This is a genomic window from Chryseobacterium sp. A301, from assembly GCF_054489425.1.
The window spans coordinates 498358-511726 of record NZ_JBTMWY010000001.1; the positions used below are offsets into that span (position 1 = coordinate 498358).

13 protein-coding genes and 1 tRNA gene are annotated in these 13369 nt (G+C 41.1%); 2 read left to right on the forward strand and 12 right to left on the reverse strand.

Going from position 1 to position 13369, the window contains the following annotated elements:
- Positions 1-7: 7 nt before the first annotated feature.
- From ACX3PU_RS02370 to ACX3PU_RS02395, 6 genes are all read right to left on the reverse strand, one after another.
- Positions 8-346 (reverse strand): YkvA family protein, encoded by a 339-nt coding sequence (locus ACX3PU_RS02370; protein WP_459083300.1) that lies wholly within the window; start codon positions 344-346, stop codon positions 8-10.
- Positions 347-418: 72 nt separating this feature from the next.
- Positions 419-949, reverse strand: coding sequence for a TlpA family protein disulfide reductase (locus ACX3PU_RS02375; protein WP_459083301.1), 531 nt, complete (start codon positions 947-949; stop codon positions 419-421).
- Between the two features lie 19 nt (positions 950-968).
- Positions 969-1541 (reverse strand): thioredoxin family protein, encoded by a 573-nt coding sequence (locus ACX3PU_RS02380; protein ID WP_459083302.1) that lies wholly within the window; start codon positions 1539-1541, stop codon positions 969-971.
- 4 nt (positions 1542-1545) lie between these two features.
- On the reverse strand, positions 1546-2604 hold the full coding sequence (gene aroC / locus ACX3PU_RS02385; protein WP_459083303.1) for a chorismate synthase: 1059 nt from the start codon (positions 2602-2604) through the stop codon (positions 1546-1548).
- A 198-nt stretch (positions 2605-2802) separates the two neighbouring features.
- Complete coding sequence (locus ACX3PU_RS02390) at positions 2803-3339, reverse strand: YMGG-like glycine zipper-containing protein (RefSeq protein ID WP_459083304.1); 537 nt, start codon at positions 3337-3339, stop codon at positions 2803-2805.
- Between the two features lie 356 nt (positions 3340-3695).
- A tRNA-Cys gene (locus ACX3PU_RS02395) sits at positions 3696-3766 on the reverse strand.
- Positions 3767-3877: 111 nt separating this feature from the next.
- Between ACX3PU_RS02395 and ribB the strand changes: the two genes are divergently transcribed.
- The gene (ribB, locus tag ACX3PU_RS02400; RefSeq protein WP_459083305.1) at positions 3878-4999 is read left to right on the forward strand and encodes a 3,4-dihydroxy-2-butanone-4-phosphate synthase; all 1122 of its coding nucleotides are present in this window, start codon (positions 3878-3880) and stop codon (positions 4997-4999) included.
- A 22-nt stretch (positions 5000-5021) separates the two neighbouring features.
- On the opposite strand, the gene fmt is transcribed toward ribB, so the two are convergent.
- The 4 genes from fmt to folK all read right to left on the reverse strand — a co-directional run bounded on the left by fmt (position 5022) and on the right by folK (position 10079).
- On the reverse strand, positions 5022-5969 hold the full coding sequence (fmt, locus tag ACX3PU_RS02405) for a methionyl-tRNA formyltransferase (RefSeq protein WP_459083306.1): 948 nt from the start codon (positions 5967-5969) through the stop codon (positions 5022-5024).
- A 39-nt stretch (positions 5970-6008) separates the two neighbouring features.
- Entirely contained in the window at positions 6009-7907 is a 1899-nt protein-coding gene (locus ACX3PU_RS02410; RefSeq protein ID WP_459083307.1) for a RecQ family ATP-dependent DNA helicase, read from the reverse strand.
- 79 nt (positions 7908-7986) lie between these two features.
- On the reverse strand, positions 7987-9402 hold the full coding sequence (locus tag ACX3PU_RS02415; RefSeq protein ID WP_459083308.1) for an OmpA family protein: 1416 nt from the start codon (positions 9400-9402) through the stop codon (positions 7987-7989).
- A gap of 251 nt (positions 9403-9653) precedes the next feature.
- Positions 9654-10079 (reverse strand): 2-amino-4-hydroxy-6-hydroxymethyldihydropteridine diphosphokinase, encoded by a 426-nt coding sequence (gene folK / locus ACX3PU_RS02420; RefSeq protein WP_459083309.1) that lies wholly within the window; start codon positions 10077-10079, stop codon positions 9654-9656.
- Between the two features lie 29 nt (positions 10080-10108).
- Here folK and sppA point away from each other — a divergent pair, with 29 nt between their 5' ends.
- On the forward strand, positions 10109-11869 hold the full coding sequence (gene sppA, locus ACX3PU_RS02425) for a signal peptide peptidase SppA (RefSeq protein WP_459083310.1): 1761 nt from the start codon (positions 10109-10111) through the stop codon (positions 11867-11869).
- Between the two features lie 67 nt (positions 11870-11936).
- Here the strand turns inward: sppA and ACX3PU_RS02430 are convergent, their stop codons facing one another.
- Positions 11937-12188, reverse strand: a complete 252-nt coding sequence (locus ACX3PU_RS02430; RefSeq protein WP_459083311.1) for a GlsB/YeaQ/YmgE family stress response membrane protein — start codon at positions 12186-12188, stop codon at positions 11937-11939.
- Positions 12189-12319: 131 nt separating this feature from the next.
- Positions 12320-13273, reverse strand: a complete 954-nt coding sequence (ftsY, locus tag ACX3PU_RS02435; protein WP_459083312.1) for a signal recognition particle-docking protein FtsY — start codon at positions 13271-13273, stop codon at positions 12320-12322.
- Positions 13274-13369: the final 96 nt, after the last annotated feature.

Consider the following 13369-nt stretch of genomic DNA (forward strand, 5'->3'; position numbering starts at 1 on the left):
CTTATTTCTATCCTTGTGCTTCAATATCTAGTGTTGTGATTCCTTCTTTTTGCATGGCTTCCCAAAGCAAGAATTTGTCTATTTCTTTGAGTAGTCTAGGAATGATAAAGGCAAGTACCGCAAGATCGTCTAACGATCCGATGACCGGTACCGCTATTTCTGGGATAAGGTCAATGGGGGAGATCACATAGAGAAGCCCTAAAATAGGGATGATTAAATCGATCGCTTTTGTCTGATAAACTCCCTTTCTCCATAGTTTGACCATGCGCCAAATGACAGGAACTTTTTGTAGGAAACCTTTGTGCTTAATGGCTTCCTTGATAAGTGCAATTTTTGAATATTTCATTTTGTGTTGTTAGGCTAATTTAATTGCAAAATGCATTCCATAATGAATTTGATAAATTAAATTGCCGACAAATTATTTCAGCATATTGTCAATGAACTCATTGGACTCCACACTGTTCCAATCTTTCGTCGCAGTTTCCTTTTGCAAGATTCTTCCCGTTTTATCGAGGATAAATGTGGTGGGATAAACCTTGGGAAGAATTTTGCCACTCACGGGGCTTTTGGCTAAGTAGACCGGCGCCGTATACTCATTTTCTTTCATGAATTTTAAAACCGCTTCTTTTTCGTCTAGCATCGCGATAAGAACAAAGTCCATCTCTTCTTTACGGTCTTTGTAGAGCGCTTCAATGGTAGGCCACTCTTCTCGACACGGTGCGCACCAAGTGCCCCAGAAGTTGAGAAAAAGAAGCTTTTTGCCTCGAAAATCTTTCAGGTTTGCATCAGGAGTATTAAGTCCTTCAAGGGCAATGTCATAGTCCTCTTCATTCACTTTCACCGCCTCTTCTATTTCGGCGACCGGCATAAACATTTCTTTTACTCCCGGTACAAATGCGATGATACCTAATGCGGCTAAAAGTACGATGTAAATTAAATTCTTTTTCACTGCTATTTTTTTTGTGGATTTATATCAAATCTAAAAGTTCTTCAAGGGCGTCTTTTCCTTTGTTCTTTGCATAATATACTTGCAAATCATTGTAGAATTCTTCCCTCGGATAGGCTTCTGGATTCTCTTTGAATTTTTTTAGAAGTTCGAAACCGTGTTTAGGTCGAGGCCCCCAATGAGCCAGCACATCATCGTCTTGATTTAAGACCAAAGCAATCGGAATCGATTGCGTTCCGTTTGTAAGATATTGGTCAATTAAGGAGGTGTCGTCGTCGCGTAGGAAGATTTTCACCTCATGGGTATCCTTGAAAAACTGATAGATGACAGGAACCGTTGCGCTAGCATCGCCACACCAGGGTTCAGAAATCATAAGAATTTTGCCGTTGAATTTTTTTGATTTTAATTTTTCAACTAAAGCTTCATCCTTTTTAAAGGATTTTAGAGTTCGTGCCATTCGCTGCGCTCCGAGATCATAGTATTCCTTGTAGGATGCTTCCTGCTCGTTCTTCGGCTGTTCGAGTCGTTGGTTGTTTACTTCTAGGTACTGGTCAAGACTAATAGCTTTGTCCCAAAATGATTTTACGTTGTTCATGGTATTATAATTTTCTAGTTTTTTGAATTAAAAATAAATCTGCCAGCACAAAGGCCGCTAGATTCTCCACAATAGGAACGGCCCTAGGAAGTACGCATGCGTCGTGCCTGCCTTTTCCTTCCACTATGGTCGCGTCTCCATTTTGATCGATGCTAGGTTGAGGTTTTAAAAGAGTAGCCACCGGTTTAAAAGCCACCCGGAAATAGATCGGCATTCCATTGGAAATCCCCCCTTGAATTCCTCCTGAAAGGTTGGTCTTCGTAGTGAAATCTTCGTTGAATAGATCATTATGCTCGCTTCCTTTCATCTTCGCACCACAAAAGCCGCTACCGTATTCAAAGCCTTTGGCCGCGTTAATATTGAGCATCGCTTTTGCAAGCTCTGCTTGAAGCTTTCCGAAGACAGGTTCGCCTAGGCCGGCGGGAACATTTTCAATCACGCAGGTAATGGTTCCACCAATGGTATCTCCTTGTTTTTTTATCTCTTTTATTTTGGCCGTCATCTTTTCCGCAGAGTCTGGGTCCGGACATCGAACATCAAAGTCCTCCGTTTTTGAGAAGTCTAATTCTTGATACGGTTTTTCACAAAATATTTCCCCTACAGAAGAGACGTACGCATTGATGGTAACGCCTTCCAAAAGGTGTCTTGCAATCGCTCCTGCGATGACCCAGTTAAGGGTTTCTCTTGCAGAAGATTTACCTCCTCCTCGATAATCACGAAACCCAAATTTCTTATCATAGGTGTAATCTGCGTGGCTCGGACGATAACTCTCTTTTAAATGGTCGTAATCTTTGCTTTTTTGATTTTCATTTTCCACTAAGAAACCGATAGGAGTTCCCGTGGTTTTTCCTTCAAAGATTCCACCAAGAAATTGAACGGTGTCACTTTCTTTTCTTTGCGTGACTAGTTTGCTCTGCCCTGGTTTTCTTCGGTCTAGTTGATACTGGATGGAAGGGAGGTCTAACTCTACCCCTGCAGGAAAATTACTTAAAATACCTCCATAGGCAGGGCCATGGCTTTCGCCGAAGGTGGATAGTGTGAGGAAATTACCAAGTGTGAACATAGTACAAATATAAGCAATGTTCGGGGTGCTTGCCTAAGGATTATGGTGAATTTAATCATACGGAAGCAAAGATAAGTTCCGGCTTTGTTTTTTTTTAGATCCTCCATTTAGATGGGGAGGAAGTGGCAAAAAGCAACCGTCCGAAATCACAAGACTCCGGACGGTTTATAATATTAAATTTTGTTCTTTTGGAAGGACTTAACGAACTACACGTCCGTCTTTCCTGTCTTGAGATCTACCAATGGTATATCCGGTTGCACCCCCAATAATACCTCCGACTACAGCTCCAGCACCTCGGTTCTTTTTGCTAATAATTGCACCTGCAGCAGCTCCTCCCACAGTACCAATTATGGTTCCTTTAGCGGCCTTACTAATTCCCGTTCTGACAGGAGCTTCTTCGTAAGTCCCGTAGTCATCTCCACCCGCATAAGTTCCGGAATTAGAAGAAGGACTCTCTCTATACACAGTCTTTTCTACCACTCTTTCTCTAACTGGCGTTGCGGATCTTGAAACAGCAGCCTGTTTTTCAGACTCGACTTTCGCGATACTATCTTTGGCTCTTTCGAACACCATTTTTTCTTTTTCAATGGCAAGTTTTTGCCTTTCAATTTCTAATTGACGAGCTTGGTACTCAATTTTTTCTTGCTCAAGTGATTTCTGAGCAACGGTTTCGTCCTTCTTACATCCACTCAGCATTAAAACTGAAGCGGCTCCTAGTATTACTATTGCTTTCATTATTTCTATTTTTCAGTTAGAATAATTAATTCTACTTAACCTATAGACAAGTAAGAAGCCAAACCTATGTTAAGGAAATGTTAAAATTCTTAAATTGAGTTTGACAAATAGAAGCTTTAGTGTTGCTATGTATTTAGTATCGAATGATTTATGCGCTATAAATTGAATTTTAATATTCTTTTTAATTGCTTCATTCTGATTTTTAAAAGGAAAGAAAGTGGAGTGCTTTCTAGTTTTGAACTTATTTGCCGTTCGTTTTGTGCAAAGTGAACCGCATGCTTTTTAGGCCTTCATTTAGACGTGAAACCAACAAAAAACCCTATGTCGCTTGGATTCAGCATCATAGGGTTTTGTAGAGGTACCTAGCGGATTCGAACCGCTGTAGATGGTGTTGCAGACCACTGCCTAGCCACTCGGCCAAAGTACCCTTTATTGGAATGCAAAAGTAGGCAAATTTTTATTAATCCATAATATCCGCTGTAAATTTTTTTTCAACCCTTATTGCTTCGTATATTTGTAATCTATTTTATACCACAAAATGTCAGATATTCAACTTAATACCATTCCCGATGCAATCGAGGATTTACGTCAAGGGAAAATCATCATTGTAGTTGATGATGAAAACCGCGAAAACGAAGGCGATTTTCTTTCCGCAGCCGAACTTACCACGCCCGAAATGATCAACTTTATGACTCTTTACGGTCGAGGACTAATTTGTACGCCCCTACCTGAGAAGCGCTGTGACGAGCTGGGACTCGATATCATGGTAACTCGTAGTAGCGATCCAAAGGAAACTGCATTTACCGTTTCAGTAGATTTGTTAGGAGAGGGGGTATCCACAGGTATTTCTGCAAGTGACCGTTCGAAAACCATCTTAGCTCTTATGGACCCAAAGACAAAACCTGCGGATTTCATGAGACCAGGCCATATCTTTCCGCTTCGCGCTAAGAAAGGAGGCGTTTTAAAACGTGCAGGGCACACAGAAGCTGCGATCGATTTAACTCGATTAGCAGGTCTAAAAGAAGGAGGTGTAATCTGTGAGATTATGAACGAAGACGGATCCATGTCTAGACTTCCTCAACTCGTTGAGCTTGCTAAAAAACACGATCTTAAAATCGTGTCCATTGAAGATCTAATTCATTATCTACTTCAAAAGGGAGATTTAATAGAAAGACTAGAGGAAAGAGAAGTCACCACGCATTACGGCGATTTTCATTTTTATGCTTTCCGTGAAACCAGTACAGATCAAATTCACTTTGCTTTGACCAAAGGAAGTTGGAAAGCGGACGAACCGGTACTCGTACGTGTACAAGCCTCTAATTCTTATTTCGATGTATTAAGTAGATTAATCAACGGAGAAAAGCCTTTGCTAGAGAAGGTAACCCAGATGATTAATGAGGAAGGCAAAGGAGCGCTTATTTTCATTAATAACGTTTCCAACAACGAAAATACGATGCGCAAGCTTCAGCAATTTCTTAATTACCAAGAAGGCTCTGCTGCGCGTCCAACACTCGCTTCTAATTTCCGAGACTACGGAATTGGAACTCAAATTCTGAAGAATTTGGGAATAAGTAAGTTTCGGGTGATTACACAGAATCCGGATCTAAAACCGATAGTGGGAGGATACGACGTAGAAGTCAGCGAGCTTGTTGAACTTTAAAAAAATTAAAGAGCCTGAAAAATCAGGCTCTTTTTATTTCGGATAAGGATTTGAACCCGTTTAATAGGTCCTTAATTTCCATTCTTTTTTTACCTTCAAGTTGAACGCTGGTGGGGAAGTAGATTCCGTCTTTTGTATAAATTCGGAGTTCATTTTTATCAACAGAAAGAGTTCCTGGGTCTTTCCCTGTTTCAAGGATTTCAAAGCGTCCTTCATAAATTTTAAGATTCTTTTGCTCTCCTCCAATTTCAAGGGTCGTAAATGCGGAAGGGTAAGGAGAGAGTCCTCGAATGAAATTATACAGGGTTTCACTGTCTTTTTGCCAATCAATTTTGGTGTCTTGCTTAAAGATTTTGAACGCGTTTTTAGGTTCTTTTGTTTGAATTTGAACCTTAGGTTCCAACTCGTTTGCAGCCAAACCGTCAAGGGTTTTTAAAACCAAATCTGCTCCAAGATGCATTAGTTTGTCATGCAGCGTGCCGGCCGAGTCCGTGGTCTCGATTGCTATTTCTTCCTGCATAAGGACTTCTCCTTCGTCTATTTTTTCGTTTATGAAAAAAGTGGTGACACCTGTTTTTTTCTCGCCACCCATAATCGCATAGTTGATGGGTGCAGCACCTCGGTAGTCTGGGAGTAGGGAGGCATGGAGGTTGAATGTGCCCAATGGCGGCATTTCAAAAAGGATTTTAGGCATCATACGGAAAGCTACAACCACGAAAAGGTCTGCCTTAAGCGCCTCAATCGAAGAAAGAAAATCGGGATCCTTGAGTTTTTCAGGTTGAAATAAGACAAGTTCATTTTCATGTGCAAAGCTTTTTACAGCCGATTCCGATACTTTCTGTCCCCTTCCTGAAGCTTTGTCTGTGGTCGTAACGACTCCGACGACTTCGTGCGAGGACTCATGTATTGCCTGTAAGATTGTTTTTGCAAACTCTGGGGTGCCGAAAAAGACGACTTTAAGTGGTTTCATAATGCAAAGATATTGCTTGTTTTAAAGCTGTGCAAAGCTTTATGCCTTCGTATAGGTTCGAAAATCTTTCATCTTCACTTCCTCCTTATCTAGGAGTAGTATTAAAGATTCGAGAATATCATTTTTCGGGTAGAGACTTAAGTGTACGGAGAGCTGTTCCAAGGTCTTAGGCCCTCTTTCCAGAGCAAAGAGAAGTTCACTCTCTAGGGAGCTTCCAAAATTTGCTTCTTGGTTCTTTTTACAGACATAGCATCGCTGGCACGGCTCATTTGATGATTCCCCAAAGTAACGGAGGATGAGAACCATTTTGCAGGTTTTTTCCTCTTTTACAAAGTATTTCATTTCCTCCCATTTTTGAACTTTGTTTTTCTGTATCTGTGCAAATAAAGGGTAGTAGCCAAAGGAGAGAGCTCTGGAATCGCGTGGTTTTAAGAATTTCACACTAGAAAGCGAGCCGTCCATATAAAGAGCATAGTCTGTTTTGTTTAAAGTGACAAAAGTCTGTTTTAAATTCTCAAGTGAGACGCCTATCTTCGAGGCGAGGCCAATGTCCGAAAAATGGACTCTTTGCTTGGAGAGACCGGGAAGCTGACGGTATAGATTTTCCAGAACCGCTGCCTCCGAAGCAGGGAGTTGATCAATTTCATCCGGAGATAGAAAAAGCTCTAAAGTGGAGGGGCTTTTGTAGTCGTTATGGTAAATCAATTCCTGGTGATGGAGGAATTGAATGATGTTGCGCACCTTTGCTCCAGAGCAGCGTGTAAGTCGCTTTATCTTTTCAATGTCTAATACGAAAGATTTTTCCGGAAGTTCTCCTTCTGCGACTTGGTAAATCGAGTATAGGATGCTCAGTATTTTTTCATACTGTTCTTTGGTCGGCATTTGATTCTTTAGAATTCGGTCAAATTCCGCGATTTCTTCCTCGGACCATAGCAGTAAAGCAAGGCTTAAATGAGCGTCTCGTCCTGCACGTCCAATTTCTTGGTAGTAATTTTCGAGTGAGCTTGGGATCGTAAAGTGCACGACGAATCGAACGTTCGTTTTGTCGATACCCATTCCAAAAGCATTGGTGGAGATAAGCACTTGGTTCGAGCTTTGGAGCCAATGGGTTTGACGACTTATTTTTTCTTTTGCTGAGAGTCCCGCATGGTAATATTGAACTCGATCGTTCCCTCGTGAGCGAAGGAATTGACTCAGGTTTTCTGCTTCTTTTCTGGTTCTTACGTAGATGAGGCCCGACTCTTTATGATTTCGCAAAAGCTCAGCAACTCTTTCGTACTTATGGCTTTCTTTCTCCATCGCAATTTGGAGGTTGTCTCGCTTAAAGCTTTTTTGAAAAAGTTGAACCGGAGTAAGGGCTAGCTTGGTCTTAATTTCGGCCAGAACTTGGGGCGTTGCGGTGGCCGTCAGAGCAAGGCAAGGAACTTGAAGAAATTCTTCTCGAAATTGTTTGATGTGTTGATAGCTTGGTCGAAAGTCTTGGCCCCACTCAGAGATGCAATGGGCTTCGTCGACGGCCAAAAACGAAACTTCAATTTCTTCCATGTGGCGAAGGAATACCGAGTTCTGGAGTCGCTCTGGAGAGACAAACAGGAGTTTAGTGACGCCTTCTTTGCATCGGGAGAGAATGAGTTCCATTTCTAAATCCTCAAGTTCGAACGAAAGGTATTCAGCTTCAATGCCTAGGGCTTTTAGTTGAATGACCTGGTCTCGCATAAGGGCAAGAAGCGGAGAGATGATAAGGCAGGTGCCCTCCAAGAATAGAGCTGGAAGCTGATAACAGAGTGATTTTCCTGCTCCTGTGGGGAGTAGCGCAAGGGTGTCTTTTCCTGAGACTATGGAATCAATGATTTCTTCTTGTTGATCTCGGAATTCACTATACCCCCAAAACATTTTCAAGTACTCATACTTCAGCTGTTGGTAGCGAGCGTCGTTCATGGCGTAAAAATACTTAAATTAAACAAAAAAAACCACGCAAAGTTGCGTGGTTTTCACTGTTTTTGGGTTTAATGCCCTATTAGTTAGCCTCGAAGTATACTCTTCTGTTTGCTCTGTTTTTCCATTCAGGGCATTTTGTAGAAGGATTACATTCTGGGTATTTAAGGTCTTTCTCACCTCTACCGATTGCGTTAAGTCTAGTGCTTTCTACACCGCTTTCGATTAGATAGTTTTTCACGCTACCTGCTCTTCTTTCGGAAAGTTTTTGGTTGTAAGCATCAGATCCTGCAGTATCCGTTCCACCTACAACATTGTAGTTGCCTGTAGAAGAATTGATGTAGTTTGCAGCAGAGTTAAGGATTGGACGATTTGATGGAAGTACTTGAGAAGAATCGAAGTCAAACTCGATACCTTCTAAAGCTCTTGTGTCATCGCTTACAATTCCTTGTCCTGTTGGACAACCGTTGTTTTCAATCGGTCCTGGAACCGTAACACATTTGTCATATAGGTCAATTACTCCGTCTAAATCTGTGTCTAGTGCAACACCGGCTCCGTCAACTCTTGCACCTGCTGGTGTGTCAAGTTCTCTATCCCAGTCGTCACATACACCGTCATTGTCCGCATCTCCTTTTTTACAAACTTCTACGTCTTGGTTTTTGTTTTCAAGTACGTCTACTTTGTAATAAAGTTCTTGAAGTGGGTCATGCCACATTAGGTGAGATTGGTGTTGACCTAGTTTTAAGGAAAGACCTAAAGTCGCATTCCAGAAACTAGCACCTGCTCCTGATGCAGAAGCTGCACCGTCAAATAGATCGTCTCCAGTGAACACGTACATTGCTCTACCTTCAAGGTCGATTCTACGGTTCACTTTGTATTTTAAACCTGCACCTGCTTGTCCAAATGGAGAACCAAGTTTAAAAGGTTTTACTTCTGCTACTAAACTTTGTCCGTTTGCATTTTCTTGGTAAGCTCTATAAGCTAAAGTACCAATACCTGCATACCCGTGAAGAGCCCAACGCATTGGCGATTGGTTGTCTACACGTCTAAGTAAGTTAGAGAAGTTAATGTCTCCTAAGATGGAGATAGCATCGTACTGAGTTCTACCTGCTACTTGGTTACCCGTTGCGTTGTCAGATTTGGTGTTGAAATCACCTTGTCTTGTTTCTCCTCTGTCGTATTGTAATTTCAATCCGAACGCATGAGAAATCGCTTTATCCACACTTAAGTATGCGGAATAACCGAATACATTCTTACCGTTTCCGTCTTCTTTCAAAGAGACTAGGTTGGCAGAATGTTGCAAAAGTGGAACCCCTGCACCAGCAGAAATACTCCAGTCATTGAATCTCTTTGATTCTTGTGTAAAAGGGCTCACGTTTGCAGAACCGGAAGTATATGTGTTTGGATACACTTCGCTTGCTACTACAACTGAATCCTGCGCGTAAGAGGCTACTGGAATTGCCAGTGCTAGCGCCAAACTTGCTAAATTTAGTTTCATAAAATATATTTTTAGTTAATAAATGATTCTTTTTTATTTTGCATCCCTAAAGATGCCTTTTTCTTGCGGTCCTAAGCTGGAGAAATCTCCATTTGAGTTAATTGGGGCCTCTTTTACCCTATTTAACAAGAAACATGCCATGAATGGGATTGGTTCTTATATAATAGTTTATAATATTCACATTTTTTAACATAAACCTACTTGTTTCCGCCTCATTCGCTTGCGTTTCCTCTATTTCTATTGGACCAAAGTTATGCCATAGCCTTTAGTTCTTCAAGGATTTGCATTGAAAATTCACGCTCTTTTAAGTGACGCAAATGGGGAAGTTCTAAGGTAGAACTTTTAAATTCTAGGTTGTCATAGGAAACGATGTCTAGGTCAATCAGACGATCCGTAACCTTTCCAGACGCTTTCGAGTCCAGGGGTCTACCCATTTCGCTCTCAATTTTCTTTAACGTTTTCAAAAGTGAAACAGGAGAAAGTGAGGTTTGAATTTCCAACGCAAAATTAAGAAATTTATAGGGACTCACAAACTCTACGGGGCTTGTTTCTATGATTTTTGTCTCTTTAATGATAGTCACTGCATAGTGCTCTAGGCGTAATTTTGCCTCTTCAAGATTCTTTTCTCGGTTATTTAAGTTGGATCCCAGTAACAAAATGGCGGTATGTAGCGACATATAGAGTCATATTTATTGCAGATAAAGTTATGAAAAGTTTTTTTAAGAATGTACTGGCTAATGTTGTAGCCATTTTTATAGTAGGAGCCATGCTATTTTGCTTCTTCCTTATCATGATGATTGTAGGGAGTCTTACCGGTGGAGACAAGGTAAAAATTCAAAACGATTCGATCCTTACTCTAAATGAGAAGATGCAGATTATTGACAGCCCAGGGGAAGATCAGCCTTCTTTGTTTTTTTTAGCGGCCCCACAGCATTCAAAGGTCCTTTTAAAGGATGTTCTATTCGCTATTAAAAATGCGAAAACAGACGATAAAATCAAAGGGATTAGCATTGAAACGGATTATATTATGGCAGGTCTTACTCAATTAGACGACATTCGAGCCGCTTTGGAAGATTTTAAATCCAGTGGTAAATTCGTGTATGCGTACGGGAATGGGGTTACTCAAAGTGGATATTACCTAGGCTCGGTTGCTTCTTCCTATTATCTCAACCCGATGGGAATGATTGATTTGAAAGGGATGTCTTCGGAAGTCGTATACATGAAAGGATTCATTGAGAAGTATGGAATAGGGATGGATGTCATCCGCCATGGAAAATTCAAGGCAGCAGTAGAACCTTTTTTACGCGAATCGATTTCAGAGGAAAATAAAGAGCAGCTTTCTACCTTGCTGGGGGATCTTTGGGGCGACAGCGCTCAAAAAATCGCAAACTCAAGATCGATGTCCGCCGACGAATTTAAATTGGTGACCGACAGTTTGTATGGAATGATTCCAGAAAATGCACTCAAATACAAATTAGCAGATAAGTTAATTCAAAAGAGCCAGTATGAGGATCTTATCCGTTCTAAAATTGCGGCGAAGAAAGACTCGAAATTAAATCGAGTGTCTTTTGCAAAATACATCGAGTCCACAAAAGATTCTCAAAAAACAGGAGCAGATCAGATTGCAATTCTCTACGCGAGTGGGGCTATCTATAATGGGGAAGGTCACGACGGGATCTATTCTCAAAATTATATTGAATATATACAAAAGCTTAAAGACGATGACAAAGTAAAAGCGGTCGTGCTAAGAATTAACTCTCCGGGAGGGAGTGCAAATGCGTCCGAAGAAATACTCTATGAGCTGCAGCAACTTAAAGCCAAAAAACCACTTGTGGTTTCTTTTGGGGATTATGCCGCTTCAGGAGGATATTATATTGCCATGGCAGGAGATAAGATTTACTCAGAGCCTAACACGTTAACGGGTTCCATCGGTGTATTTGGCATGATTCCGAATTATAAGGAGCTTGCAAACCGCAACGGCATTCGTTCGGATGTAGTTCAAACCAATGAGAATACAGTGTACCATTCATGGCTTCAAGGATTAACGCCTGCGGGAGAAAGAATGTTTACGAATAGTGTGGAGCACACCTACAAGAAATTCGTGCATTGGGTGACTGCAAACCGTAAGCAAACTTTTGAGCAAATCGATGCCATTGGTGGAGGTCGTATCTGGTCTGGAAAACGTGCAAAAGAATTAGGCTTAGTGGATGAGTTGGGTTCTTTGGATCAGGCGATTGCTGAGGCAGCGAAACGTGCAAAAATGACAGATTATACGCTCGAATCTTTTCCTAAGAAAGTGTCTCTATACGAGCAACTGATCAAGGATTTAAACTCCGATCAATTGTACAACAAAGTGCTTAAGAATAAATTAGGAGAAGATAAATTCAAACTTTTTGAAACGATCAGCTCTCCAGAATCAAAACCTCAAATCATGATGGAATCTTTCTATAGAGTGAAAATAGATTAAGACCTTAAACCCTATAAAAAAAGCAGCCGTTCTAGGAACGGCTGCTTTTTTCTTTTTTACTTTGGTTCTATCTTTTTGTGGCCATGCCATAAATCCATAAAACAATCAAGGCTCCAACTACAGCGAGTGCCATGCTTCCAAAAGAGAAGCTGTTGACATCACCAAGTCCTACAAGACTTCCGACGAATCCACCGACGAATGCGCCAACGATTCCTAAGATGATGGTCATTAACCACCCCATGTTTTGGTTTCCTGGCATAATTAATTTTGCAAGTGCGCCTGCAATAAGGCCAAAAATGATCCAAGTTAAGATACCCATAGTTTAAATTTTTTAATTGTTAGTATTTGAAATGATTTGGTTTGCTTAAGGCTAAAATTACACCAAAAAACAATACGCTGTTTCAAATATTGAAAAATTATAACAATTTCGGTAAATTATTAAAAATGGGATTATCGTCTTGTGAAAAATGATTCAACGAATTCTTCGCCGTTAAAGAGTTGCAAGTCTTGCATTTTCTCTCCTACACCAATGTATTTTACGGGGATTTGAAATTGGTCCGAGATCCCGATAACAACTCCCCCTTTTGCGGTGCCGTCTAATTTGGTTACCGCTAAAGAATTAACCTCAGTGGCCGCAATGAATTGTTTGGCTTGTTCAAATGCATTTTGGCCGGTCGATCCATCGAGTACGAGCATGATTTCGTGAGGAGCGTCCGGAATCACTTTTTGCATGACTCGTTTGATTTTGGTAAGCTCATTCATTAGGTTCACTTTGTTGTGTAATCGTCCTGCTGTATCGATAAGGGCAATGTCTGCTCCTTGTGCTACTGCGCTTTGTACTGTATCAAACGCGACAGAAGCAGGGTCGGAACCCATTCCTTGTTTTACAATGGGCACGCCTACACGCTCACTCCAAATGACAAGTTGGTCCACTGCGGCAGCACGAAACGTGTCTGCGGCCCCTAGGATTACGTTTTTACCCTGGCTTTTGAATTGGTGAGCGAGCTTTCCAATTGTGGTCGTTTTGCCCACGCCATTCACACCTACCACCATGATCACATAGGGTTTTTTAGTGGGCCCGTTTTCGTTAAGTCCTTGAGATGGGTTTTCAAGAAGGAGTCCTTTAATTTCTTCTTTAAGTATTTTGTCAAGCTCTTCCGTGCCTACATATTTGTCTCGACTTACGCGCTCTTCTATTCGCTCGATAATTTTAATGGTGGTACTGGCTCCCACATCGGATGCGATTAGGATTTCTTCCAGTTCATCGAGAACCTCGTCGTCCACTTTGCTTTTTCCGACAACGGCTTTTGAGATTTTATCGAAAAATCCAGTGGATGATTTTTCTAGTCCCTTGTCAAGGGTCTGCTTTTCTTCTTGATTAAATATTTTTTTAAACCAGCTCATGCATTAGGGGTTAACCGGGGTTTGTTTTTATAGGACGTTAAGTCGCTGTACAAAGATAAAACAAAAAAACCACCCAAAATTGGGTAGTTTTGATAT